This window comes from Pseudomonas sp. B21-021 (genome assembly GCF_024749205.1).
In the GTDB taxonomy this organism is placed as follows: domain Bacteria; phylum Pseudomonadota; class Gammaproteobacteria; order Pseudomonadales; family Pseudomonadaceae; genus Aquipseudomonas; species Aquipseudomonas paraglycinae.
Genome location: NZ_CP087192.1, coordinates 3926476 through 3951257, shown reverse-complemented (window position 1 = coordinate 3951257; position 24782 = coordinate 3926476). Strand labels below are relative to the sequence as shown.

Sequence of the window (24782 nt, the reverse complement as noted above, 5' to 3'; positions counted from 1 at the left end):
CGGGTCGTCACAAGCGCGGTTCGGTCTTATAGGTTAGCGTGTTGGACGATAATCACCTTTGGGAATGTGCGCGGCGGGCCGCTGGCGACTAAGGTTTAGCGGGTATGCCTTGTTCACGAAGGAGCTTTGAAATGGGCTGCCCGCAAGTCTGTGCCAGCGCCACCCTGCAATGCAGTTTCGGCGCCGCACCGGCGGTGCTCAACGTGCTGCCGGTCAACCGCACGCTGACCGGCGGGATGCCGGCGGCGAACATCATGGATCATATTCCGCTGGTCAACGTCACCACGTTTGGCATGTGCATGAGCATGGCCAACCCGATGGTCGCCGCTGCCACGGCTGCGGCGCTGGGCGTACTGACGCCGATGCCATGCATTCCGGCGACCGCCACGCCGTGGATCCCCGGCGGAGCGCCGACCCTGCTGCTGGGCGGGATGCCGGCGATCGATGCCAACAGCACGTTGATGTGCAACTGGGCGGGGGTGATCAAGATCGTGATGCCGGGGCAGATGCAGATGTTGATTCCCTGAGTCAGGCCTGCGCCGGATCTGTCCATTTGCGAAACCACCAGCGCACCCGGGAAATCGGTTTGCCATCGGCATCCAGCGGCCGTCCGTCCTCGGCGAACCCCTGTTCGGGTTCCATCAACTGCCCATTCAGATAACGCGCATCCACCGCCGGTTTGCCGTTGGGATGAAAGCGCTGATAACGCCCCTCACGCACGCCGTCACGATAGAACTCGGCTTCCGCCACTTGGCCGTCGGGAAAGTAATTGAACGACTCGCCATGCAATAACCCACGCCGATAAGTGGCCTTGCGCTGCAGCCAGCCCTCGGGTGCGTAGAAACTGGCGATGCCTTGCAGCTTGTCACGCACGAACGGCATCTGCGCCGAGACCTTTCCGTTGGGGTGAAAGAGCAGCGATGTACCTTGCAGTTCACCCTGGCTGTAATTCAGATCGGCTTGTTTGCGCCCGTCATCTTTGATGTTCAACGGGCCATCGAGTTGACCGTCCTGTAATCGCCCCTTGAGTTGCTTGTCATCCTGCTGCAGATCCAGCGGTGTGATCGCCATGGCTTCTCCTTGTCAGTTGACCTGTACCAACCCGCCCTTGATGGTCAGCATGCCGCCGCCGTCCACGGTCTGTGAGGCCGCGCCTTTGTTGGTCAGGCTGATGCCGGCGTCGTTGGTCAGCGTGGTTCCGGCCTTGTTGTCCAGCGAAGTGCCGGCCTGATTGGTCATGGCGGTGCCGGCCTTCTGGGTGATCGAGGTGCTGGCGGACGTGGCCAGATCCGCGCCGCTCTTGATCGTGAAACTGCCGCCGCTTTGCAGGGTGAGGGTGCCGCTGACCTTGATCGTCAGGTTGCCGTCGACCGTCAGGCTGTAATCGCCGGTGACCTTGTCGGTGTAGTTGCCGCCGGTGCTGTGGTTCTGGTCGGCGCCGACCTTCACTGTGCGACTGTCCTTCACATCGAGGCTGTCGCTGCCGGTCTGGATCGTGACGCTGCGTTTGCCTTTCTCCAGCGTCACGGTTTCATCGCCGTCCTTGACCGTGCGGGTGCGAGCGTTCTGTACCGTGAGGGTTTCGTCGTGGCCGACGGTGGCGGTGGTGTCGTTGAGCACGTTGATCTTCAGATCTTTCTGCGCTTGCAGGAACACCTCTTCGGCATCCTTCTTGTCCTCGAAACGCAGCTCGTTGAAACCGCCGCCGCCCTTGGATGACTGGGTCTTGATCCCGGATTGGGTCTGGTTGGCGGGCAAGGCATAGGGCAGGGTGTTATCGCCGTTGTACACGCAACCGGTGACCAGCGGCCGATCCGGGTCGCCGTCGATGAAGGTCACAATGACCTCCTGACCGATGCGCGGCACGAACTGCATGCCGAAACCCTTGCCGCTCCACGGCAGCACCACGCGGACCCAGCAGGAACTGGTTTCGTCGTTTTTACCGTCGCGATCCCACGGGAACTGCAACTTGATCCGGCCGTATTCGTCGGTCCAGATTTCCTCGCCGGACTTGCCGACGACGATGGCAGTTTGTGGATGCATGCGCGGTTTGGGCGTGAGGCGTTGCGGACGAAATGGCGTGGCCTTGGGGATCGCTTCGAAGCGGTTGCGATAGCTTTCATGACTGGCGTCGTGGGTGACTCGCGTGACGACCCAATCGACGTTCAGGCTTATGTCTTCGTGGCCGTCGAGGGTGAACCAATGGCCCGGCACCAGCCAGCGACAGTCGCTCTCGCCGACGAAGCGTTTCTCCTCGCTGCGCAGCCCGTCGACCCGCTGCTTGGTCAACGCATCGCCCCGAGCCTTGGCGTTGTAACCGCCGGGATGCTCATAGATCGAACGCGGCCCGGCCACGGCTTCGGCCTGGCCATACAGTGAAGTGGCTGGCGTGGTGAATTCGTAATCCGTCGCCTTGTACACCCCGGCCACCGCTTGCAGACAGACCTGGCCTGAGCGGATGCCGTGCAGCTCGCGCTCACCCAACTGCTGGCCCAGATACTTGACCGTCGGCCCGTTGGGGATCTGTACGAAAGCGTCGTTGCTGTCGCCCAGCACGAGCGTGTGCTTGCCGTCCTCGTGGGTGAAGAACCAGAAGATGCCTTCTTCTTCCAGCAGCCGCGAGACGAAGGCGCAATCGGTTTCGCCGTACTGCACGCAGTATTCGCGTGGGGTGTAACTGCCGGTCAACGAGAGTTTGAAATCGGTGAAACCGTGAGCCTTGAAAATCGTGGTGACGATGTCCGAAGTCGCGAGGTTCTGGAACACCCGGTTATTGCTGGCCAGGGTCAGCCACCAGAGCCATGGCCTTAGAACCAGCTGATAGCGCTCGGCGCTGGCGTCAGCGGGGAGCTGGCGGATTTCGGCGACCAGTGCGTCGAAGGGACGGAGTTGGGCGTCGTTGTGCAGGGTAGTGGTGACGTGGCTGGCGATAGCGCTGGTCAGGGTGAGAGGCGTGCCGTCGTTGAGTCCGTTGAGGACCTGCGAACCCAGCACATTGAGCGCTTCGTCGCCGGACAATGACTCGGGATAAAGCGCTGACACCGCGGCAGCAGTGAGGGAGAGGGTAGTGTTGCTGTCGGTGGAACGGGGCATGGCGTAATCCTTTGAGGGGTGTCCCTTTTCCAGCATCCCGGAAGCTCATGGTGGCTACCATTCACTATCCTGATGTAGCCCGACACTGGTGCACATGTCGTTTTTTTTACCATCAAACAACGTGCCTACGTAGAGACCGAACCGACTCAGATGCGTTTTATCAATTTCGGGCCGATCTCCTTCTCCACCTCCCTCATCACGATTATCGGTTTGAGGTGTTTCCAGATCGACGCGGTACTGAGCCTTGATCCAGGGTTTATAGAAGCCGATCCAGGCATTGCAATATGCGCACGCTTTTTTCAGACCACCCAAAGCAACTTGTGTATGGGGATTGAATGAGCCGACGCCCAATTTTGATTCGGTCAATATGCGCAAAAGTTTCAACTCGGCATGAACTTCGCGGCTGTCATTGATAATGTTGATCTCATTTGCCCCGGCGTTGTAAGTGTGGAGCAGCAAAGACTTGGTTTTTGCCTGACGAGCCAGGTTGGTCATGGCACCGGCTTCGGTGAATTTACGCAAGCACCAAGCGATACGACTTTCCTGGGCCGTGGCCGTCAACGGCAACGTTGCACCGGTAATGAGTCGGTGTGCATCTGCCACTTCCGTGACTGTCAATGCAGGAAATTGAGCAGGCAATCCTGCATACCTGAATGACTGTTGTTCCGGCCCACTGTATTTAAGGGTGTACCCCTTGCCGAACTTTTTCTTCCGTTTACTGGTGGAGTAATCCGGCCCCAGAATTGCGTTGCAATAGCGCACGCACGACACGAGGGTAGCGTGATCGATGACGCCAAAGGCACTGAACAGGTTTGCAACCGCCACATGCTCGCCTTTGTTACAGGCGAAATACAAACTCTCGCCCATTCTCATGCACTGCACTTCCTCGACTTTCACACTGGAGTTGTTGTCCAGGTCGCCGTCCCAATTCAGTTGACGGGCAGCAGAGGCGATTACGGTTGAAATCGCCACCAGGTCTTTACTGTTATAGGCAGGAATTGGCATTTACGTCCTTGTGGCCCGAACTATTCCAGGCTGGCGTTGAGGGTGAAAATAACGGGGAAGTGATCACTGCGGATTGGATGTCCCAGACAATACGGGGCAATTTCCAGGATGTTGCCGAACGAGTCGCTGGTCTGGCGAAGGCTCGCATCGCACTCTGCCCGCCAATGCTGGGCAAACAAGACGTAGGCATAGTCGAGCAGCAACAGAACCGGCTGCAGCTCACAGACCTCGATACCTTGAGTAAACATATAGTCGGGCAGATAGGTTTTGGCCGTGAGTTGTGTGTCATGGCCGTAGCCTTGAAGGATGCCCAGCTCGTGAGTGGCTTTTGCGAGTGTTACGTTCTTTATGCTCAGGTGGGTGTAGCCCGGGCTGGTCGGCACCAGGCGATCCATGCCTTTGATTTGCGCGTACGTCTGCGTGGGTATCAGATTCAGGTCACCGCCAAAAAACAGCAGTTTCTTGATGCCAAGCAACTCGGCGTTTTCCTGGATGAAACCGATCGTGTCCACGATATTGCCCGGCGCCATGAACGAGGCATTGGCATGATAGAAAGCGAAACCAAAAGTTGATTTGATGTGCCGTATGATCAGCGGCGCGCGTTGTTCGGTGTGGGACAAAATATAGTTGTCGGTAACGTTCTCGAACTCGGCACTGACATCGTTCCGTATCAACACCATGGAGCCGAGGGTCGTATGTTTTTTCTTGCCGCCTTCCTGCGTCAATATTGCAATGGCGGTGTAACTGCCGGTCAGATCGGCAATCAGGCTTTCATTGATGTTTCCGGTTTTACCCGCTTCGAACAGCGCGATGATATGCGGCTTTTTCTGCGCGATATAAAAATCCAAAAACTTCTTTTTATCGGCATAGGCTTGCGAGTGGATACCCTTTTGATTATCGAAGTGTTGGGCGTTCCAGATCATGATCGAGTACATGCACGCCTCCCTGAGTTTTCGTTACATTCAGCGAACCTAGATGCAACGGCGCCACCGATACCAGGTCGCTCCATTGTCCAGCACAGTCGCCCTCACAGGCGTGCGCCCGGTCATCTGCTCCTGATAGCTCCAGTGCTTCCTGTTGAAGAAAGTGATCTTGACGCCGGACAGAAGCTGGTCCGCACCGGTCAGTATCGTGAGTAGTTTTTTGGCGCGATCCTTGACCCAGGCTTTACTGTAATTTTGATTCTGCTGGGCATTCATTTCATTGGTAAAAAGCACCATGGAGGCATATAGCTCGGCGGCTTTTACAAAGTGTTTCGAGAACTTTATTTCTCTCAAACGACTGAAGTCGTCTACGTTGGCATCCCCTGGATCATCACTGCGATGTTGGGGAAGCGGGCCTTCGAGAATATTCCACGCTGACCATGAAATGGCTTCAAAGAGGTCGGACTGTTCCTCACCGTCAAGTTCATCGGCGACAGCAAGAAGACCATTGGCAATTTGTCCAACCACCGCTTTCCATTGTGCATAGGTCTGGGTTTCCAACTGCGGGGAGGGCATCAAGGTGGTCTTGATTGCCTTTAGCTTTCTTTTGATCTCCGGGAAGCGCCCACCTCTGGCTCGCTGGCTGAAAAGATCTACGCACATGTCGAGCAGATCGTCATCGGCTATGACATACAGCCAGTTCCAGAAATCTCTCAAACTGTTGAAGGGTATCTGGTGATGCCAGGTCAACGGGAATGAACGCTGTGTTGTTTCCGGCACCAGATCAATCTTCCTTGAATATTGCACCGTCAGGTCGGAGTGAACCCATTCCCGGTGGCCGTTGCTCGGAAAGCGAGTTGTGATGATGGGTGAACAAGCCATGTCGTGTTTTCTCCCTTACCCGCGTAACCGTTGCGCTGCGCCTGGCGAGCACTGTTCTGAGCATCCCGCAAGAAGTCAGGACGGCGCTTTTCCACCGTCCTGTTCCTGTCACGTACGCTTACCCATCACTTCCCGGCATTTTTAGCCTCAGCCGCCTTGGCCTGCTGCCACATCGGAATCGCCTTGAAGGCCGTCACCATGTCGTAATCCAGCGCCACCGGTTTCGCGCCTTGCGCGGTGTTCGGCCCCATCGGGGTCTTGCCGTCACGGCTCTGGAACCAGCTCATCCAGAGTTTCGAGCCGGGTTCGGCCATGACCAATGCTGCGTCAGGATCGCTGCCCGAAAGCGGCGGATCGATGGTTTGCGGTGGGTAGCTGGAGGTGGGCAGCAAGAAAGCGGTCATCGGATACTGCGCGCTGCTGTGGCATCCCAGACATCCAGCGCTGGCGAGTCCCGCCGGGAAGTAGTGCGAACCGGTCCAGGCCGGGGTCACGACGGCGCCGTCATTCGGGCCTGACAATCGGCCGTCCCATCCCAGGGTGGAGACCGAATAGGCCGGTGATTTGGGATTGACCCAGTTTTCGCTGAGTTTCTGATTGACCGTTACCGGCGGCGTCAGCGCAGTGGGCGCGGTGTTGATGACGTCCGGGTTGCCGCCCCAGGTGGCGCCCAGCGGAATCATCTTGTCCCAGGCGTCTTTACCCGGCGCGTTCTTGTCGTAGACCAGCGTCGAAAACACCCACCCGGTTTGCGGGGACGCGACGCTGTCCTTGACGATGATGTCGAACTGCATCAACGACACTTTGGTCATCGCCGGTTGAGTGGTGGTGCCCTTGAAGTCTTTGCCGACGCACTGTGTTTTATTCAGCGCGCTGCCATTGCTGGTGTTTACCGGTGCGTAGATTTCCCATTGGGCGGCGCCTTCCATGGGGGCCCAATCGCTGCCACAAGCACTGACCATGGCAAATTTGATGATGACGCTGCCTTCGGCAAACTGCGTGGTGCTCGTTTCCAGCACTGGATTCATCGCGCGTTCAGGGGTTTTGCCCCAGATGTCGCCGAGGGTTTTCGCCGCGCGGGTGTCGTACAGCGTCAGCACATACGTGGTCACGGGCAGGGTCTGATCCGTCAGCGTGCCGGCGGGAAAACCTGACCCGACATACACGCCACGAATGGGCTCACGCTCTATGCCCAGCCAGATCGAGTCGAACCAGCCGCTGCCCTTGTAGTTCCAGTTGGCGTAGTCGTAGACGATCTTGCGCATGTCAGGCGAGACGTAGTCTTTGAGTGCCTGAACGTAGGCGCCGGCGTTGGCCTGGGTGATCTTGCCGTTGCCGGTGGTCTTGCTCCACGGGAATGAGGTGCCGGTCGGCAATTGGGTCGGATAATCATGGCTGAGCGTGAACAGCGGCCCCTTGTAATCCGGCGGCGGGGAAATGGCCGAAGTGAGAAAGGGGTCGATCTGCAAGTTTGCGTCATTGAGCTTTTCGACCGTGGAGGTCAGGAAGGACACCTTGCCCACCAGCTCGTCTTCCGAATGTCGAGTGTCCGCCTGGGCGGACAACGGTATTGCGATACAGGCGCCCAGCAGACTCATCGGGTATTTCAGGCTTTTTTTCATGACATTATCCTTGTCAGTTTTGGAAGAACGCCTTCCTTTCATCACGGTTTTCGTGCACTTGCTGCGGACGCGGGGCGTTACTCCAACACCCACTCCGCCAATTTCCCTGTCACCTGCGTCATCAACACGTTCTCGACATCCCGCGCGCCTGCTGCGCTGCATTTGGCGAGCACGGCTTTGACGATTCCCGAATCAAACTCGAACTGCTTGCCCGTCGCAGCCTTGTAGCGACCGCGCAATTTTTCCAGCTTCGCCAACACGATCCCCTCCAGCGTCGCCTCATCCAGCGGCCGATACGCGACCACCGTCATGCGCGCCAGAAACGCCGGGCGGAAGGCTTGCAGCAGGACTTTGTGCAGCGCCTCATTGAACGCTTCCGAGCCGAGTTGTGCGGTCGGTGTATCGAGCAGCAACTCGGCGCCGACATTGCTGGTGGCCAGCATCACGGTGTTCTTGAAGTCCACCACCAACCCCGTCCCGTCTTCCATCAAGCCCTTGTCGAACACGTTGTAAAACGCTTCCAGCACATCCGGATGCGCCTTCTCGATTTCATCCAGCAACACCACCGAATACGGTTTACGCCGCACGGCTTCGGTCAGCACGCCGCCGCTGCCGTAACCGACGTAACCGGGTGGCGCGCCCTTGAGCTGGCTGACGGTGTGGGCTTCCTGATACTCCGAGAGATTGATGCTGATCAGATTGCGTTCGCCGCCATACAGCGCGTCGGCCAACGCATACGCGGTTTCGGTTTTGCCCACGCCCGTGGGGCCGACCAGCAGGAACACGCCGACCGGTTTTTGCGGATCGGTGAGCCCGGCGCGATAGGCCTGCAAACGTTGCGCGATGGTGTTGAGCGCGGTGCTCTGGCCCATCACTCGCTGACCCATGCGTGTGCCGAGCGTGCGCACGGCGTGGGCTTCGTCGGCGAGCATTTTGCCGACGGGGATGCCGGTCCAGCCGGCGATCACGGCGGCGACGGTTTTGCCGTCGACCTGCTCGGGCACCAGCGGATCGTCCTGGCGGATCGCATCGAGCCCGGCTTCCAGACGCAGCAGTTCGGCGGCCAGATGATCGATGCGGCTGTCGATGGCTTCATCCGGTTTGTCGCTGTCGGCGCGTTCACTGAGGTCAAGTAATTCGCGGCGAGTGTCGAGCAGTTCGCGCACCGCCACGCGCTCTTCACTCCAGCGGGTTTCCAGTTCGCGGATGGCCTGGACGTTGGTCTTCGATTCGCTTTCCAGCAGGGTGATGCGCTCGCGGTGATCAAGCCCCGTGGCCTGTTCCCGGCGCAGGCGTTCGACTTCTTCTTTGAGGCTTTGCTGACGGTGGCGCAGGCTCTCCAGCGGCGGCGGTACATCATGCTGGCCGAGGGCGACCCGGGCGCAGGCGGTGTCGAGGACGCTGATGGCCTTGTCCGGCAACTGGCGGCCGGAAATGTAGCGATGCGAGAGCTTCACCGCTTCATGGATCGCGGCATCCAGCACCTGCACGCCGTGATGCTGTTCGAGTTTGGCGGCGACGCCCCGGAGCATTTCCACGGCGGTGATTTCGTCCGGCTCTTCCACCTGCACAAGTTGGAAGCGGCGGGCGAGGGCCGGGTCTTTCTCGAAATATTTCTTGTATTCCATCCAGGTCGTGGCGGCCAGCGTGCGCAGTTCACCTCGGGCCAGCGCGGGTTTGAGCAAGTTGGCCGCGTCGCTACCACCCTCGGCACCGCCAGCGCCGATCAAGGTGTGGGCCTCGTCGATGAACAGGATGATCGGCTTGTCGGCGTTGCGAACCGCGTCGATCACGCCTTTGAGTCGCTGTTCGAATTCACCTTTGACCCCGGCCCCGGCCTGCAGCAAACCAAGGTCGAGCACCCGCAAACTGACTTCCTGCAACGACGGCGGCACATCCCCCGCGGCGATGCGCAGCGCCAGGCCTTCGACCACGGCGGTTTTGCCTACGCCCGGCGCACCGACCAGAATCGGGTTGTTCTGCCGGCGTCTCAGAAGAATGTCGATGCACTGGCGAATTTCGCCATCGCGACCGACGATCGGGTCGATGCGCCCGGCATGGGCGTCGGCGGTCAGATCCTGGGTGTATTGATCGAGCACCGAGTCTTGCCGTGGCGTTGGACTCCCCGAAGACACGGAACGCGGGCCGACATGCTCGCGTGAGTTTTCCGTCCACTCCAGCAGATTTGCGCGCAGCGCTTCTTTGGGAATTCGCAGCAATGACGATGCACTGTTGAGCAGCAGGCTGCGGCGTTCGTCACGGTCAATCAACGCCAATAAAAGCAGCCCGGAACGAATGCTGTCGATCCCCAGCACACTGGCCTGCACCACCGCGTCTTCCAGCAATCCCAGCGTGTGCGAAGACAGCGCTGGTGTGCGGGTGCTGCCAGCCTTGAACAGGTCCAGCGCCTTGTTGATCTCCGCCGTCAGCGCATCACGCTCCAGCCCGAAGCGCGGCAGCAGAAAGGCAAAATCGCCGCGCTCGATATCCAGCAGTTCCAGCAACAGATGCTCGATCTCGACGAAGTGATGCCCGCGCTGCAAGCACCGTTGCGCGGCACGTTCGAGGGCGCGGCGGTTGTCCGGGTTGAGGCGTCCGATCAGGCTGGCCAGTTCCATTTCAGGTGATCTCCAGCTGACGCAGGCGGGTTTCGATCCGTTGCACGGCCAGGCTGGTCTGCCGTTGCAGGCCGCCGTTCCAGCTCAACAGTGCCGGGGTTTGTCGGCCGAGTTGCAGCGGCCCCGCACCGCGTACCAGCAGCACCAGTTTCACGTCCAGATCCGGGCCGAAATACAGCGCAGCGAGGCTCGCCAGTGCCGGATGCGCTTCGCCGTCCGGCAAGAAGCGCGCGGCCTGCGTCGATGGCAGCGGCCCCAGCGTCAGGCGAATTCCGGCGTGTTCATCCCAGACCCGAGTCCCGGCAACAGCGCTGCGACCCAGTTGCAGATTGCGTCCGCCGGCTTTCATGACGCTGCGGCTGGCGCGTGGGATTTCACGCCACGCCCCTTCATAGGCGCTCAGTTCCACCGTCACGGAAAACTGCTCACGGACAATCGCCGCGAACCCGGCCAATGAGCGGCGACCATCGGCGTACAACGCCGTGCAGGCCAGAACGGCGCAGTCGGGAATCGCCTGGCGCTCTTGCAGGGATTTGGGTAACAACCCGGTCAGCGCCCGCAGTTGCGCCTGCACCGGCGAGGCGCCGGGCGTGGTGAAACCGAGGGCGATCCGGTGTTTGCGCATCACCTTGTACAGCAGGCTCAGCAGCCGATGCTGGAACAGGTCGAGGAATTCGGCGGGCGCATGATCCTTGGCTCGCGCCCGTTGTTGCAGCCATTCCTGATAGGCGTAAGGCAACGGGCCGTCGGGGCCGCCGAGGCCGAACATCGGCGAGTTCAGGGTCAGCGGTTCACCGGGGTTTTCCTCCAGGCTTTCGATCTGGCTGGCGGCGAACAACGGCGTCAGCGGCCCGCGCAACTTCAGCGCTTCGGCCTGTGGCGATGTACCCGAACCGAGCGCGTCGGCCTGCGGCTGTTCGCGCTCCAGCAACAGCAACGCCTGCAACCATTCGAACGCCTGCGGATCACGGCGCAGGCGCTGGCTCAGGGTCAGAGCGACAGGGGCATGCCGGCTTGGGGTTGCCATGCCTTGACCTCCTTGTCTGCCTGCATGAGTACCGTGCGCACGAAGCGATTGGCCGTGGCGTACACCGAAAAGAATTGCGCGAGTACCGCTGAAAACAACACCGCGCTGCTGCCGACGAAATGCTGTGGATCGAGCTGCAATTGCACTTCGAGCCCGTTGCGCCAGCCGCGCCAGGCGTCGGCGCCGACATGGCCGATCACCCGCTCGCAACCGAGGTTCAGCAGACCTTCAATCTGGCGCAGGGCGCTGGCCTCGTCGCGCAGGTTGTGCAGGGTCAGGATTTCCTTCAGCGCATCCAGTGCCTGTGGCCCTTCGACCAGCGACAGATGATTGAGGGTCAGTTGCGAGACCAGCCGCCAGCGCGAATCACCGTCCAGACGCGGCAGGCTTTGCGGGCTCGGTGGATTGCGCAGGCGCGCCCACGCCACCGGGCCCGGCCGTTCGAAACCCAGCGGCGTACCGGCGGGCAGGCTCTGGGCCAGATGCCGATTGGTGCACAACAGTTCGGCGGTCAGGCTGTAATCGGGCAGGTCGGTCTGCGGTTCGAAACGGGTGTCGACGACACTGATCAGCAGATCGCTGCCGAGCCGGTTCGGCGTCTGTCCGTTGACCCGTCGCGCGTGCCAGTAACGTTGCCGGTCACCGCTGCTGTGCTGGCTGCCGAAATACGCCGGCAGCCGCTGCACACCGCTGGCGGAGCTGGCGCGCACGCTGCGGATGCTGTGGATTTCGACGCTGTTTTCCCGGTGGCTGTCGGCGACCAGTCGATACTCGCTGCGGGTGCCGTCCGGGCGCAAAGGCTCCGAAGTGCGCGGGAACAGGTTGATAACCGGCGCGCAGCCGAGGGCGATATCGCTGGCCTGCAAATGCAATCGGCCGGCCGGAGCACGATCAAAAACGATGTACAGATACAGCGTCTGGCTGTCACTCGAAACACCGGACAGCGGCAGATCAAAGAAGTGGAATTTGTCCGGGAATGCGAAGTACTCGGCCAGCAGACGCATGCCCGGATGCACGCCATCTTCGTCCGGCAGCAGCACTTCGTCGTCGGCGAATCCGACGACCTTCGGCAGGCCTTTCACGCGGGCGGGAATGCTCCCCGGCGAGCCGGCCAACACCTGCACCGCGTGGGCGCCGAGCAGATCATAGAGGCTGGCGTTGACCACCGGTGACGCGGCCAGGTGAATGCGCAGTTGTTCGATGCCAAGCTCTGACCACTGACTGTCGCCGAGGCAACGCAGACTCAGGCGCAACGCCGAGCGGGACTGCGCCACACCGGTCAGCGCCTGGGCTTCATCGCTACCCAGCAACAAGGCTTCGCTGATTTCTACCGGCCACAACCGCACGGCTGCACTGGTGCGAAAGTGAATGCTCTCGCCCTTGCTGGTGGTGACGAACAGCGGCGTGTCCCGGGGCAGGGGATAGCCGCCGTCGAGGTTGCCTTTGCTCGGGTCCGGTTCGAACTGGACGATCGCGCAGGACGGCAACGGGCGCATGGCCAGGGGATAAAGCTGTTCGAGCAATGCGTCGCTGAACTCGGCGTAGTCGTCATCCAGCCGTCGTTGCAGGCGTGCGGCGAGCAGGGCGAAACCTTCCAGCAAACGTTCGACGTGCGGGTCCGGGCATTCGCCGGGAGACAACTCCAGACGTCGCGCGACTTTCGGATAGCGCTCGGCAAACTGTCCGCCGGCATGTCGCAGCCAGGTCAGTTCGCGCTGGTAATAGTCGAGCAGTTGCGGGTCAATCGAGTCGCTCATGGCGCACCTCCAGCCCTTCGTTGCCGGGCTCGATGACAAACGCCACCGGCCAGTGCTGCGTGCCGCTGCGCAACTCGCCGAGCAGGCGAATGCTCAGGCGCTGCGGGTGCTCGGGCAGGGGATTGACCTGAACCTCGCCGAGCAGCAGGCGCGGTTCGAAATGGGTGATGGCTTCGCGAATGTCCCGCGCCAGACGGCGACGGTCATCGCTGCGCTGTTGTTGCAGGGCGCTCCAGTCCGCGATGCCGTAGTCGATGACACTGGGCGGGGAGGTCAGGGTGCGCGGGCCACGGCGGGTGTTGAACAGGCGCCCGAGCTCGGTGTGCACCGAGTCGAGCAGATCCTGCCGATCGAACTCCCGCGTCCCGTCGCCCTCGCTCGAGGCGAGGCGTTCGAACAGCGGTGGAAGTAAGCCGGTGCCTGCCATGGCCGCGCCGCCGGGTTAGCTGACGAGCTTGTTGGCGGCCATGTCCCAGGTCGAGGCAGCCGTGCCTTCCTTGGTGCCGTCGTCTTTCTGCGCGGTGAGTTCCCATTTGATTTTGGTGAAGTTCAGGGACAGGGTTTCCACCGGTTTGCCGCCGGTACCGCCGCTGACGCTGACGTTGGAAATCACCACGTTGGTCAGGGTGTAGATGATGAAGGGCAGCAGTTGCCCGCTGCCTTCGGCGGCGTTGCGGCCGATGGTGATCTTGGCTTCCGGGATCGGCTTGCCGGCGCAGCAGTACTCGTTGAGCGACGGTGTCGAGGTGTCGACGAATTTGGTCAGGGTGAACTCGCCGACGTGGGGCTTGCCGGAGGTGCGCTCCGAGTTGCTGACGTCGTTGGTGACTTGCATCGCCACGTTGTGGCTGTAGGACATGACTTCGATCTTGTCCGCGTAACCCTCGAGCAGGCTGTCGCCTTTGATGTCGCCGCCGAGGTCGAGAATGATTGCATCCATCGCTTGAAACTCCTGAAAGGTGTCGCGCTAGGCAAACGGGAGGCGCCCGCAGGAAATCCGGCGGGCGCAGGCAGGTCAGGCGGCTACCGGTGGCGGCAGCGTGGCAACCAGGCGGATCGACGCGGTCAGCTCTTCGAGCTGGAAGTGCGGCCGCAGGAACACCGTCGCGCGATAGGCACCGGGCTTGCCGGCAACTTCGGTGACGTCTACCCGCGCTTCACGCAACGGGTACTGCGCCTTGATTTCCTGCGGCGCGTTGTCGTTGATCAGCACGTAGTCGGCGATCCAGTTGTTGAGGTAGGTCTGCACGTTGTCGCGGGTCATGAAGCTGCCGACCTTGTCGCGCATGATCACCTTCAGGTAATGGGCGAAACGCGAGGCTGCGAGCACGTACGGCAACATCGCCGAGATCCGTGCGTTGGCGTTGGCCTCGTTGGTGTTGTAGACCTTGGATTTGTTGGTGGTCTGGCCGCCGAAGAACACCGCGACGTCGCTGTTTTTCTTGTGGCACAGGGCGATGAAGCCGAGGTCGTTGAGCTCCTTCTCGCGGCGGTCGGTGATCGCGACTTCGGTCGGGCACTTCAGAGACAGATCGCCGGAACTGGTGCGGAAGGTGTGCGCCGGCAGGCCTTCGACCGCGCCGCCGCCTTCAGCGCCACGGATCGCCGCGCACCAGCCGTACTTGGCAAAGGCTTCGGTGATGCGTTGCGACAGCGCCCACGCGGCGTTGCCCCACAGGTATTTGCTGTGGTCGGTGCCGTTGGTGTCTTCGACGTAGTTGATGCCTTCCACCGGCGACGTGTCCGGGCCGTAAGGCAGACGCAGCAGGAAGTGCGGCAGCACCAGGGAGACGTAACGCGAGTCTTCGCTTTCGCGGAACGAGCGCCACTTGATCAGCTCCTGGCTCTCGAACACTTTCGACAGATCACGTGGCACGGCCAGTTCGGTGAAGCTGTTCATGTCGAACAGACGCGGGCTTGCGGCAGCGATGAACGGGGCGTGGGCAGCGGCGGCAACGTTCGACAGTTTCTCCAGCAGGCCGATGTCCTGCGGGTGCCGGCCGAAGGTGTAGTCACCCACCAGCAGGCTGAACGGATGGCCACCGAAGGTGCCGTATTCCTCTTCGTAGATCTTCTTGAACAGGGCGCTCTGGTCGAACTCGACGGCTTTTTCCAGATCGTTCTGCAGCTCTTTCTGGGTCACGTTGAGCAGGCGCAGTTTCAGCCGGGTGCTGGTTTCGGTGTTCTGCACTAGCATGTGCAGGCCACGCCAGGACGCTTCGAGTTTTTGCAGGTCCGGGTGGTGCAGCACTTCGTTGAGCTGGGCGCTGATCAGCTCGTCGATCTGGCTGATGCGGTCGTTGATCATCGCCACGGTGTCCTTGTCGATGGCCATGCCTTCGTCGAGCACCTGGGTGGCGAATTCCGCGAGCATGTCGCGGGCGTAATCCTGCTGACTGTCGTCATGGGCCATGCGGCCCTCGGCGATGATTCGATCGAGCAGGGATAAAGTCTCGGCAGCAGCATTTTCGCTGGCTTGATTCTGGGCGGCGGCGGGCATGGCGAATTCTTCCTCGGTCAGGTGGACGATCAGGCTTGCGGTTCGGCCGGAGCTTCGGCATCAGCGGCCGGGACAGCGGTGTCCGGGCGGGCCGACTTGATCTCTTGCAAGCCTTCGGTGTTGGCGATGACGTCGCGCAGCAGCTTGTCCAGATCGTCATTGCCGTCGAGTTTGGTCAGCAGGTCGCGCAGGCGCTGGCGGGCTTCGAACAGACGCCGCAGCGGCGTGACTTGCTCCACCACCTTGACCGGGTCGAAGTCGTCGATGTGCTTGAAGTTGAGTTCGATGTTGAGCTTGCTGTCGTCGCCGCTGAGGGTGTTGTTGACTTGCAGCGTGGCGCGGGGAGCGATGGAGGCGAGGACGTCGTTGAAGTTGTCACGGTCGATTTCGGTGAAACGGCGCTCGGTCAGTTTTGCCAAGGGTTCGAGCGGCTTGCCCGAGAGGTCGGCGAGGATGCCGACCACCAGCGGCAATTCCTTTTTCTCGATGGCGTTGCCGATTTCGACGTCATAGGTGATTTGCACTCGGGGCGGGCGAACCCGGTCGAGCTTGTGCTGGGTACTTTCTGCCATGTCGGCGGACTCCGATGCGATGAGCGGGCGCAATGCATCGGGGAGGCCCGTTCATCGCTTTCCCTTGCTGGACCACAGGTTAGAAAGGGTGGCAGATGACCTGTCGTTCCTTTGACAAACCTTCCTCATTCGGCTGTAGGAACCGAACTACCCAAGACGCTAGAACAGGTCTATAAAAATGCAAGCGAAAAACTTTTTTGGACTGACTGGCGAAAAGGAAAATTCATTTTGTCTGCACGACTTTTTCTAATGATCGGGTTTGCGCTGCTCGCCGGCTGTTCGTTTTTCGGGCCGAAAGTCGATCTCGACAGCCTGACCCTCGACGTCGCGCCCAAGGCCAATGACGACACCCCGATCGCCGTGGATTTCATCGCGGTCAACGATCCGGATCTGCTCAAGCAACTGTCGGGCATCAGTGCCCGCCAGTGGTTTGCCGAGCGCGAGCAGTATCAGCGCGACTATCGTCAGCTGATGAGCGTGTGGGGGCTGGAGCTGGTGCCGGGGCAATTCATCGACCGCCAGCCGTTCCCTTTGGGGGGCAAGCGGGCGGCTGGACTTTTGGTCTTCGCCAGCTATAACACTCCCGGAGCGCACCGCCTGCGGCTGGACGATCAGAGCGACGCATGGCTCAAGTTCGACAGTCGCGAGATGAGCCTGGTCAGCAAGGAAAACTGAAACACACCGTCCGCCGCCGGTTCGCGGTGCAGTCGAAGGGAGTCGTATGAGTCTGCTACCTGACGCGGTCTGCTGGCATGAAGGCATGCAATTGCTGCCACAGCATTTTCAGTTACAGGGCCTGCGGGCCGAGGCGCTCGGCGCGCATCTGGCTCAGGCGTGCAATCCGTGGTTTTTTGGCGTCAGCCACATGGAGTTCGACCCGTCGGCGATGAGCGCCGGGGTGGTGCGGGTGCTGTCGTTGCAAGGGACGATGCCGGACGGTCTGCCGGTCAATCTGCAAGTCGGTGTCGACCCGACGCTGGAGCTGGACGTCGCTGCCGCGATCGACGCCACGGACGATGCGACGGTGACGGTTTATCTGGCGATCAGTCCGCTGTGGCGCGCCGGTCAGTTGCTGCCGCTCAAGGGACGTCTGCAATCGGTGGTCGGCGAGGCGTTACCGGACCTCACCAGCGGCGAATTTCCTGAATCGATCACGGTGTGGCGTCCCAATCCACGCCTGTGCACGCAACTGAACAAAGCCGATTCAATCTGCCTGCCGCTGCTGAAAATCCGCAAGGAGGGCGGTGGTTTCCTGCCGTTGCCGTACACGCCGCCGACACCGGTCCTGCTGCCGGAATCCCCATTGGGTCGGCGAGTGGCCGGGCTCTGCGCACGGGCGCGGGAGAAGTGCCTGTTTCTCGGCGGGCGATTGCGTCAGGCGCAGCAGGCCGGCAATCAGGATGACGCGCTGGAAATCCGCCGGCAGATGACGGCGTTATGGGCGCGGCTGCCGGAAGTGGAAGGGGCGCTGATCAGCCGTGTTGCTCATCCGCAAAGCATTTATGTGCAACTGCTGGGACTCGCCGGTGCGTGGTCGGCGCTGGATCCGCTGGCGGGTGTGCCGGCTTTTGCGCCATTGGATTTCCTCGAATTGCAGCGCGGTTACGAACCGCTGCTCGACTGGCTGGAAAACACCCTGGAACTGATCCGCGCCGGTTACCGCAGCATCGCGTTCGAGCGCGGTGAGCAGAGTTTTTCCATTCAGTTGCCGGACGAGCAACCGAGCCAGCGTCTGGTCATCGGCCTGCGCATGCCCAACGGGGCCAGCGAGCAGGCGGCCGGCGAATGGCTGCGAGGGGCGATCATCGCCTCGGCGCCGCACATTGCCTTGCTCAGCCGCCAGCGCATGAGCGGTCTGACGCATCAGGCCATGAGCCGCAGCGAGCAGGTGGCTTATAGCGTCGGCGACGACACCCGGCTGTTCGTGGTGACCGCCGAAGGCAGCTGGTTCGACGCGCAACTGCCGCTGACGATCGCCGCGCCGGCCACCAAGTTGACCAGCAGTCCGTGGCAAGTGGTGTTGTTTGTCGCCCAGAACAGTGAACGTGCCTGATCACACAAGGAACGTCGTATGTCGCAAGGAAGTGCCGCAAGCCTCGGGTTGCAGGACGCTCCGCTGAGCAGTGCGTTCCGCCACACCTGGCAGCAGTGGTCGCAGGACTGGAGCCAGTTGCCCAAGGACAGCGAGGACGAAGCGGCGCTGGTCGAAACCGTGGTCGAACTCTCGACCCAGGCTTCGCAACGGCTGTGGCGTACCGCGTTTGCCAAGGTGGGTGATTCGGCGACCGAACAGGTCAAGGCACTGGTGTATGCCTTTGTCGCGCTGGTCGATGAAACCCTGCTGTTCAGCCCGTGGCCGGGCCAGAGTGCCTGGCAGGAAAAGCCCCTGGAATCGCGACTGTATTCCAGCCGTCAGGCCGGCGAGCAAGTGCCGGCGGCGATCCAGACCCTGCTCGATGAACAGCAACCCACCACCCGCGATCTGGCCAACGTGTATTTGCAGTGCCTGATCCTCGGTTTCCACGGACGCCTGCGCGGTGAGCAGGGTCAGGTGCAACGGGAAAAATGGCGGCGGGCGCTGTTCACGTTTGCCTGGCAGGACGAGGCCGATTACGCCGCTGTCAGTCAGCGACTGGTACAGCCTTCGCTGGCGACACCCTTGCAGTTGCCGGTACGCACAGCGTTGCCCGACGGCTTTCGTCTGGCGCTGGGCATACTGGCGATGATTCTGTTGCTGACCGGGTTAGGGCAGTTTCTGTGGCGCGACATCCGTCAGGAACTGGAGCCGGTGTTGCAGGCGCCCGATACGCTGACGGCGCCGGAGCAAGACTCATGAGTACCCTGACGATCGTGGCCTGGGTGGTCGCCATCCTCCTGCTGCTGGTGATCATCGCGGTGGCGGTGTGGTGGCTGCGCACCCAGAGCGGCGCGGCGATCCGCAGTTTCTACGCCGCCGTGCGGCACATGGAACAGGAGCAGGGCGCCCACGACCGGTACCAGATGCCGTGGCTGCTGATGCTTGGCGATGAAACCCAGGGCGCGCAACTCGCCACTCAGTGGCGTTTGCAACCCACCGACAAACCGGCTTGGTTCGGTCGCTGGTGGTCGGATTCCGAAGGTGCGGTGCTGGTGGTGCCGCAGGCGCTGTTTCTGCCGGAAGACGGCATGCACCTGCAACGCGGCGGCTGGTGGCGCCTGCTCGGGCTGATCCTGCGCCTGCGCAGCAAGCGTCCGCTGGACGGGGTGATCTGGACAGTGCCGGTCAGTCGGTTGAGCAATCTGGAACAAGCCACGCAACTGGGGCTGGCGGCGCGTCGGCGTTTCATCGATCTGTTGCAGCGCTTTGGTCTGAGCCTGCCGGTGTATGTGGTCATCACCGGGCTGGAAGAACTGCCGGGGTTTCAGGAGCTGATCAGCGCCTTGCCGGACGAGGCTCGCGATCGCACCTTGGGCTGGTCGTCGCCCTACGCCCGCGATGCGGTGTGGCAGGGGCAATGGAGCGATCAGGCGCTGGATCGGCTGCACCGTGCGGTGGCGGAAGCAGTGATCGAAATCGGCACCTTGTCCGGGCATCTGAGTGCCGATCTGTACGCCTTGCCGGAACGTCTGGAAACCCTGCGCCGTGGTTTGCAGAACGTGCTGGAGCCGGTGTTTCAAGGCAACGCTCAGGGCGAAGCACCGTGTTTTCGTGGGGTTTACCTGACGGCCAATCAGCCGGCCGACGATGCGCTGGACGGTTTTTCTGCCGATGACAGCGGCCTGCAGCAAAGTGCGTTTGTGCGTCAGTTGTGGCGCCAGCGAATAGTCGGCGAACGCGGACTGGCCCAGGGCGTGCCGCGCCTGTTGCGCTTGCGCCAGCGCTGGCAGCGAGTGACCGCCGGGGTGGCGCTAGTGGTCGGGGTGGTGTGGGCGGTGGCGATGCTCTGGGTCTGGCACGCATCGGTCAAGGACGCCCATGAACTGGCGCGACTGCTGCAAGGCGCGCAGAAGAATTATGTGGCGGTCACCGACGACGAGCATCGGGTCGAGCCGACCCGGCGCAACGTGCAGAACTTCTGGCGGGTGCTGGAGAGGGCGCCGCACTGGCACTACGTTTCGCTGGCCTTTCCGACGTCGTGGTTTTCTTCGCTGGACGGGCGACTCGAACAGGAAGTGTTCAGGTCGACCCAGCGCCACATGCTGCAACCGCTGCACGATCTGCTGGTCGCGGAGCTGGCAAAAATCAAGGCGATTCGCGCCACCGACCGACGCACCAGCGTCGAAAGTGAAGACCCGGCGCAGTGGCAGAATTATCAGAAGGCCACGGATCTGGTCGAGCGGGCCTTGCGTCTGGAACAACAGAACCAGTTGTTCGCCCAGGTGCAGAACAATCAGCGGGTGCCGCTGGAAGACTTGGCGCAACTGAGCAACAGCGCGCTGTCGCTGAACCTCAACGCCGGCACCTTGCCCCACGCCGCCTACTACAACCGACTGCTCGCGGCCAATGATGGCGGCGACTTGCAGGCGCTGGATCTGAGCGTTGAACGGCCGTTGATCGTGAGTAATTTCACCGGGCTGATGGAGCGCTGGCTCGATCAGTATTTTCTGGCCGACAACTTCGTCAGCAAGGCCGGCTACCTCAAGTTGCATCTGGAACAGCTTGAAGCCGGGAGTGGCAACAGCCTCACCGAACTGGAAGACCTGCGCGCGCTGATCGATGACCTGCAAGCGGCGATCGCCCTGACCAACTCGACCTGGAGTCGCGGCAAGGGCCAGGAGCTGGTGCCGGGTTATCGCGAGTTTCTCGACAAGGTGCGCAAGAGTTCATTGCTCGGCCCGGCCGTCGAACAGCAGCTCGATGCACAGGCCGGCAAGTTGCAGCAGAGCTTCCGCGATCAATGGATCGCCCAGGTGGGTTCGCGGGGCAATCTGCTGGTGCAGCAGGGCAGCGGGCAACTGGCGTTGCAGGATCAGGTGGTCAAGCTCAACAACGCGGTGCAGGCGCTGTTCAAGCGTGACTTCGTCTCGATTGCCCTGCGCGCCAGTCAGGACAGCGTCAACCGGCAAGGCCAGACCGTGGACGGCGATGACCTCAACGAGTCGCTGAATTATTTCGCCAGCTATAAAAGCTACGTCGCCGAAGAGCTGCCGCGCATTCCGCCGGCCTACCGCGAAGCATTGCTGCAAGCGGCCGAAACCGCCGCCGCGCAAGCGATGTGGTTGAGTCTCAAGGATCACGATGACCAGACTCATCCCTATGCGGTGTTCAACGTGCAGGCGGTGCAGGCGATGAACCTGCAAAAGGCCTTTGTCGAGGTCCATCGCAGTGATCTGGCGGCACGTCTGCAAGGGGCGCTGAACCGCCGGGCGATGGCGCAGATCGTTGGCGGGCTGGATGAAATCACCGCGCAGCCGCTGTTCGGTGGCCGCACGGAAATCAGCCAGTGGGACGGCTCGAAAAACCTTGGCCTGCAACTCTATGGCGCCAGCGACGTGCAGGATCTGAAGCTGAGCCTCAAACAGCAATTCAACACCATGCTCGGCATCACCGAGCGTCGCGCCCCGGCGCTGGAGTGGCTGAAGACCCAGCAGGGCACCCTGTCGGCGCTGGATTACGAGCGCGTGACCCAGTTCAGCGCGCTCAACGACGAATTGCTCAAGTACAAGGATTCGAACCCGGCCAGTTCGCCGGCGCAGATCGAGCAACTGGTCAGCCGCGACTTCATTGAAATGGACACCGGTTCCTGCGTGCAGGTGTTGCAGACCGCCAATCTGACCGGCGGGCGCGGCACCCTGGCGATGCGGGCGGTGGAATTGCAACAGTCGGCCCTGCAACGCTGCCAGTTTCTGCAACGGCAACAGGCGGCTGCCGCGTGGAACGAGCTGGCCGGCTACTTCAATCAGTACCTGGCCGACCGCTTTCCGTTTGCCAACGGCGTGCAGGCCCAGGATGCCGACCCGGCGCGGGTCCAGCACTTTCTGGAAATCATCGACAAGCGCTTGCCCGTGGCCCAGGCCGGACTGGTCTTGAGCCAGACCCCGGAGCGGCTGGCGGCGGAAGATTTTCTCAACCGGGTGAAGCAGGCCAGCGTCTGGCTGACGCCGCTGTTCGTGCGCGACAAGAGCGGCATTCTCGGCGTCGAGCTGGACGTGCGCTGGCGTACCGATCGCGAAGAAGAGAAGGGCGCCGATCAAGTGATTGCCTGGGGCTTGCTGGCCGGCAATCAGCAGATCAGCTATCCCGCTGCCGACCAGCCGAATCTGCGCTGGATGCCCGGTCAGCCGATCCGCCTGACCCTGCGCTGGGCGCGCAACGGCAAGGAGCGTCCGGTCAACGATCCGCTGCAACCGAACCTGGTGGTGCGTGATCTGGAGGCCGGTTGGGAGTATGGCGGGCCGTGGTCGCTGCTGCGCCTGATGCGCGCGCACTTCTCGGTGCAGCGCCAGCCGAGCATGGATTACACCGATTTCCCGCTGAGCCTGCGCCTGCCGGTTACCGCGCAGAACGACAGCGTCACCAGCGAATTCACCCGGATGTTCGTGCGCGTGTCGCTGATGAGCCAGGGCTCGAAACTGCCGTTGTCGATTCCGCCGTTGCCGACCCGCGCGCCGCGTTCACCGTTCCAGGTGACCGGCACCACCGCCGCCCTTGAAGCCCAGAAGGAGGATTTGTGAGCCTGCCATCGACCCCGTTGCCGGACCTGATCGATCAGTTGCTCGCGCCCATCAGCGACGACGCGCCCTGTGGTGCGGATCTGCGCTATGAGCGCGAGTACGACCAGTTGCGCGATCTGCGCCGCGAGGACGACGCGAGTTTGCCCACGGGTGTCTGGCAGTCGACCCTGAAACGCGCCAACTGGCCGGAAGTCGAGCGGCTGACCACCACGTTATTGCTCGAACGCAGCAAGGACCTGATGCTCAGTGCCTGGCTGGGCGAGGCCTGGCTGCATTTGCAGGCACTCGATGGACTGCCGGGCAGTCTCGCGCTGATTGCCGGTCTGTGTGAGCGCTATCCCGAGCATCTGCATCCGCAGGCCGACGACGGTGATCAGTCGTGGCGGGCGATTCCGCTGGAATGGCTGGTGCGTCGCTACAGCGAAGTGCTGCTGACCCGGGTGCCTTTATTCGGAGCAAACAACAGCGATTTTGAGAGTTACACCCTCGAAACCTGGCGGCGGATTCAGGTGCAGCAGGTGCAGGCCAACGACTCCAAAGGCGCCAAGGCGTCGGCCGAGACCGCGCGCAGCGAACACAAGAAAACCATCGAGCAGGTGCGGGCCACGCCCATGGCATTCTGGCTGCGCCATCAAGGCAATCTGCTGCTGAGCCTGCAACACCTGCAGCGTCTGGATACCTGGTGCGATGCGTATCTGGGAGATCAGGGACCTGGGCTCGGACCGTTGCAGGACACCCTTCAAGCGTTGTTGACCCTGGTTCAGGAGTTCATCGCCATGCACCCACAACAACCACTGTCGGCACCGCCGCCTGCGCCGGTCGTGGTCTCACCGGTTGAAGCGTCTGTCACGGCCACGCCCGAAGCCGCGCCAGTGCCGCGCGAACCGGCCAGCCGCGAAGAGGCTTATCGGCAATTGCTGCTGATCGCCGAGTACCTGGCCCGCACCGAGCCCCACAGCCCGGTGCCGTATCTGATCCGACGCGGGGTGGAGTGGGGCAACAAGCCGTTGAGCGAGCTGCTTGGCGAGCTGATTTCGGCAGACGCCGAATCCCGGCGCCTGTGGACTTTGCTCGGCGTGCTTTAGTGCACGCGCTGGTTGTTGAGTTTCGGCGGCAACTGCAACGGCGTCAGTACCGGTTGTCCGGAGAAGAACGCCACCAGATTTTTGCCCACCAGCTCCACGGTGCCTTGGGTGGCTTCCGGTGACAGACCGGCGACGTGCGGGGTGAGAAGCACATTGCTCAGGCCTTTCAGCGCATCGGGCACTTGCGGCTCGTGATCGAACACATCCAGCGCCGCCCCGGCGATTCGACGTTGCTCCAGTGCGCTGATCAGGTCGGCAGTGGCGATCACGCTGGCGCGGGCAATGTTGACGATAAAACCGTTGGGCCCGAGGGCATCGAGCACCGGACGGGTCACCAGATGCTGGCTGCCGATGCCGCCGGGCGTGGCGACCACCAGAAAGTCCGAGGCCCGGGCCAGTTCGGTCGGGGTCGAGCAGAACGCGTAAGGCACGTCACTGCGCACCTGACGGTTGTGGTAACTGATCTCCATGTCAAAGCCCAGACCGGCGCGTTTGGCAATCGCCATCCCCACCGCGCCCAGACCGAGAATCCCCAGGCGCTTGCCGGCCAGCGACGGGCGCATGATCTTCGGCCACTCGCCCCGACGCACGGCGGCATCGCAGCGCGGAATGTCACGCACCAGCGCCAGCAGCATCGCCATGGCGTGGTCGGCCACCGATGAAGCGTTGACACCGGCGCCGTTGGTCACGGTCAGCCCCCGGTCGCTGGCGGCTTGCAGGTCTACCTGCTCGTAACCGGCGCCGATCACGCAGATGATTTTCAGCGCAGGCAAGGCAGCGATTTCTTCAGCGTATAAGCCCAGCGGGCCACGGGTCAGCACCGCGTCGATCCGTGCCCCGTGAGTGGCGATGGCTTGCGCCCGCTCGGCAGGAGTCGGCGCGAGAATCAGGTGAAAACCCTGACGTTCGAGGATCGGCAAATAGTCATTGATGGTTTCAACCAGTACCAGAACGGTGGCGGGCATTGCTCGGCTCCTGTGATCGTCGGTATTCGGGCGCAAAAGTCGGTTCAGAGTGCTGATTCCAGAGCGGTTTGGCAATGGC

20 protein-coding genes are annotated in these 24782 nt (G+C 61.8%); 6 read left to right on the top strand and 14 right to left on the bottom strand.

The features are described 5' to 3' along the window. The first annotated feature begins 131 nt into the window (after window positions 1–131). Window positions 132–527, top strand: a complete 396-nt coding sequence (locus tag LOY31_RS17595; protein WP_007958887.1) for a DUF4280 domain-containing protein — start codon at window positions 132–134, stop codon at window positions 525–527. 1 nt (window position 528) lies between these two features. Here LOY31_RS17595 and LOY31_RS17590 read toward each other — a convergent pair whose 3' ends face one another. The 13 genes from LOY31_RS17590 to tssB form a co-directional block, all read right to left on the bottom strand. Next, window positions 529–1071, bottom strand: coding sequence for a toxin-antitoxin system YwqK family antitoxin (locus LOY31_RS17590; RefSeq protein WP_258711940.1), 543 nt, complete (start codon window positions 1069–1071; stop codon window positions 529–531). A 12-nt stretch (window positions 1072–1083) separates the two neighbouring features. After that, window positions 1084–3093, bottom strand: coding sequence for a type VI secretion system tip protein VgrG (tssI, locus tag LOY31_RS17585; protein WP_258711939.1), 2010 nt, complete (start codon window positions 3091–3093; stop codon window positions 1084–1086). Window positions 3094–3147: 54 nt separating this feature from the next. Then, the gene (locus tag LOY31_RS17580) at window positions 3148–4098 is read right to left on the bottom strand and encodes a hypothetical protein (RefSeq protein WP_085602766.1); all 951 of its coding nucleotides are present in this window, start codon (window positions 4096–4098) and stop codon (window positions 3148–3150) included. A gap of 20 nt (window positions 4099–4118) precedes the next feature. Beyond that, the gene (locus tag LOY31_RS17575; protein ID WP_085602768.1) at window positions 4119–5033 is read right to left on the bottom strand and encodes a hypothetical protein; all 915 of its coding nucleotides are present in this window, start codon (window positions 5031–5033) and stop codon (window positions 4119–4121) included. A gap of 36 nt (window positions 5034–5069) precedes the next feature. Beyond that, window positions 5070–5903: a hypothetical protein gene (locus LOY31_RS17570; RefSeq protein ID WP_085602770.1), complete on the bottom strand. Its 834-nt coding sequence runs from the start codon at window positions 5901–5903 to the stop codon at window positions 5070–5072. Between the two features lie 125 nt (window positions 5904–6028). Further along, on the bottom strand, window positions 6029–7525 hold the full coding sequence (locus tag LOY31_RS17565; protein WP_258711938.1) for a hypothetical protein: 1497 nt from the start codon (window positions 7523–7525) through the stop codon (window positions 6029–6031). 77 nt (window positions 7526–7602) lie between these two features. Continuing rightward, window positions 7603–10143 (bottom strand): type VI secretion system ATPase TssH, encoded by a 2541-nt coding sequence (gene tssH, locus LOY31_RS17560; RefSeq protein ID WP_258711937.1) that lies wholly within the window; start codon window positions 10141–10143, stop codon window positions 7603–7605. 1 nt (window position 10144) lies between these two features. Next, the gene (gene tssG, locus LOY31_RS17555; RefSeq protein WP_258711936.1) at window positions 10145–11170 is read right to left on the bottom strand and encodes a type VI secretion system baseplate subunit TssG; all 1026 of its coding nucleotides are present in this window, start codon (window positions 11168–11170) and stop codon (window positions 10145–10147) included. Continuing rightward, window positions 11134–12927, bottom strand: coding sequence for a type VI secretion system baseplate subunit TssF (tssF, locus tag LOY31_RS17550; RefSeq protein ID WP_085602778.1), 1794 nt, complete (start codon window positions 12925–12927; stop codon window positions 11134–11136). The genes tssG and tssF overlap by 37 nt, the downstream gene beginning before the upstream one ends. Further along, window positions 12911–13354: a type VI secretion system baseplate subunit TssE gene (tssE, locus tag LOY31_RS17545; protein ID WP_085602780.1), complete on the bottom strand. Its 444-nt coding sequence runs from the start codon at window positions 13352–13354 to the stop codon at window positions 12911–12913. The genes tssF and tssE overlap by 17 nt, the downstream gene beginning before the upstream one ends. Window positions 13355–13369: 15 nt before the next feature. Next, window positions 13370–13867: an Hcp family type VI secretion system effector gene (locus LOY31_RS17540; protein WP_007958866.1), complete on the bottom strand. Its 498-nt coding sequence runs from the start codon at window positions 13865–13867 to the stop codon at window positions 13370–13372. 75 nt (window positions 13868–13942) lie between these two features. After that, window positions 13943–15427: a type VI secretion system contractile sheath large subunit gene (gene tssC / locus LOY31_RS17535; RefSeq protein ID WP_007958864.1), complete on the bottom strand. Its 1485-nt coding sequence runs from the start codon at window positions 15425–15427 to the stop codon at window positions 13943–13945. Window positions 15428–15456: 29 nt separating this feature from the next. Further along, window positions 15457–15999, bottom strand: a complete 543-nt coding sequence (gene tssB / locus LOY31_RS17530; protein ID WP_007958861.1) for a type VI secretion system contractile sheath small subunit — start codon at window positions 15997–15999, stop codon at window positions 15457–15459. 228 nt (window positions 16000–16227) lie between these two features. Here tssB and LOY31_RS17525 point away from each other — a divergent pair, with 228 nt between their 5' ends. From LOY31_RS17525 to tssA, 5 genes are read left to right on the top strand one after another with little or no spacing between them, the layout of a single operon-like run. Beyond that, a complete protein-coding gene (locus LOY31_RS17525) occupies window positions 16228–16674 on the top strand; it encodes a type VI secretion protein (protein WP_085605091.1) in 447 nt (148 codons plus the stop codon). A gap of 46 nt (window positions 16675–16720) precedes the next feature. After that, complete coding sequence (gene tssK / locus LOY31_RS17520; protein WP_085602782.1) at window positions 16721–18052, top strand: type VI secretion system baseplate subunit TssK; 1332 nt, start codon at window positions 16721–16723, stop codon at window positions 18050–18052. Window positions 18053–18070: 18 nt separating this feature from the next. Further along, window positions 18071–18835 (top strand): DotU family type IV/VI secretion system protein, encoded by a 765-nt coding sequence (locus LOY31_RS17515; RefSeq protein ID WP_085602784.1) that lies wholly within the window; start codon window positions 18071–18073, stop codon window positions 18833–18835. Then, window positions 18832–22653 (top strand): type VI secretion protein IcmF/TssM N-terminal domain-containing protein, encoded by a 3822-nt coding sequence (locus tag LOY31_RS17510; RefSeq protein WP_258711935.1) that lies wholly within the window; start codon window positions 18832–18834, stop codon window positions 22651–22653. Before LOY31_RS17515 ends, LOY31_RS17510 begins: the two co-directional genes overlap by 4 nt. Further along, the gene (tssA, locus tag LOY31_RS17505) at window positions 22650–23738 is read left to right on the top strand and encodes a type VI secretion system protein TssA (RefSeq protein ID WP_258711934.1); all 1089 of its coding nucleotides are present in this window, start codon (window positions 22650–22652) and stop codon (window positions 23736–23738) included. Before LOY31_RS17510 ends, tssA begins: the two co-directional genes overlap by 4 nt. On the opposite strand, the gene LOY31_RS17500 is transcribed toward tssA, so the two are convergent. Further along, window positions 23735–24703 (bottom strand): 2-hydroxyacid dehydrogenase, encoded by a 969-nt coding sequence (locus tag LOY31_RS17500; RefSeq protein WP_007958849.1) that lies wholly within the window; start codon window positions 24701–24703, stop codon window positions 23735–23737. The two genes, tssA and LOY31_RS17500, sit on opposite strands and share 4 nt — an antisense overlap. Window positions 24704–24782: the final 79 nt, after the last annotated feature.

What these genes read in the sequence shown, in the direction of transcription:
- tssI (WP_258711939.1), bottom strand. Translation starts at nt 3,093, where the DNA reads ATGCCCCGTTCCACCGACAGCAACACTACCCTCTCCCTCACTGCTGCC.
- tssF (WP_085602778.1), bottom strand. Translation starts at nt 12,927, where the DNA reads ATGAGCGACTCGATTGACCCGCAACTGCTCGACTATTACCAGCGCGAA.
- tssG (WP_258711936.1), bottom strand. Translation starts at nt 11,170, where the DNA reads ATGGCAACCCCAAGCCGGCATGCCCCTGTCGCTCTGACCCTGAGCCAG.
- LOY31_RS17575 (WP_085602768.1), bottom strand. Translation starts at nt 5,033, where the DNA reads ATGTACTCGATCATGATCTGGAACGCCCAACACTTCGATAATCAAAAG.
- tssE (WP_085602780.1), bottom strand. Translation starts at nt 13,354, where the DNA reads ATGGCAGGCACCGGCTTACTTCCACCGCTGTTCGAACGCCTCGCCTCG.
- LOY31_RS17595 (WP_007958887.1), top strand. Translation starts at nt 132, where the DNA reads ATGGGCTGCCCGCAAGTCTGTGCCAGCGCCACCCTGCAATGCAGTTTC.
- LOY31_RS17580 (WP_085602766.1), bottom strand. Translation starts at nt 4,098, where the DNA reads ATGCCAATTCCTGCCTATAACAGTAAAGACCTGGTGGCGATTTCAACC.
- tssB (WP_007958861.1), bottom strand. Translation starts at nt 15,999, where the DNA reads ATGGCAGAAAGTACCCAGCACAAGCTCGACCGGGTTCGCCCGCCCCGA.
- LOY31_RS17500 (WP_007958849.1), bottom strand. Translation starts at nt 24,703, where the DNA reads ATGCCCGCCACCGTTCTGGTACTGGTTGAAACCATCAATGACTATTTG.
- LOY31_RS17510 (WP_258711935.1), top strand. Translation starts at nt 18,832, where the DNA reads ATGAGTACCCTGACGATCGTGGCCTGGGTGGTCGCCATCCTCCTGCTG.
- LOY31_RS17515 (WP_085602784.1), top strand. Translation starts at nt 18,071, where the DNA reads ATGTCGCAAGGAAGTGCCGCAAGCCTCGGGTTGCAGGACGCTCCGCTG.
- tssK (WP_085602782.1), top strand. Translation starts at nt 16,721, where the DNA reads ATGAGTCTGCTACCTGACGCGGTCTGCTGGCATGAAGGCATGCAATTG.
- tssC (WP_007958864.1), bottom strand. Translation starts at nt 15,427, where the DNA reads ATGCCCGCCGCCGCCCAGAATCAAGCCAGCGAAAATGCTGCTGCCGAG.
- tssH (WP_258711937.1), bottom strand. Translation starts at nt 10,143, where the DNA reads ATGGAACTGGCCAGCCTGATCGGACGCCTCAACCCGGACAACCGCCGC.
- LOY31_RS17590 (WP_258711940.1), bottom strand. Translation starts at nt 1,071, where the DNA reads ATGGCGATCACACCGCTGGATCTGCAGCAGGATGACAAGCAACTCAAG.
- LOY31_RS17540 (WP_007958866.1), bottom strand. Translation starts at nt 13,867, where the DNA reads ATGGATGCAATCATTCTCGACCTCGGCGGCGACATCAAAGGCGACAGC.
- LOY31_RS17570 (WP_085602770.1), bottom strand. Translation starts at nt 5,903, where the DNA reads ATGGCTTGTTCACCCATCATCACAACTCGCTTTCCGAGCAACGGCCAC.
- LOY31_RS17565 (WP_258711938.1), bottom strand. Translation starts at nt 7,525, where the DNA reads ATGAAAAAAAGCCTGAAATACCCGATGAGTCTGCTGGGCGCCTGTATC.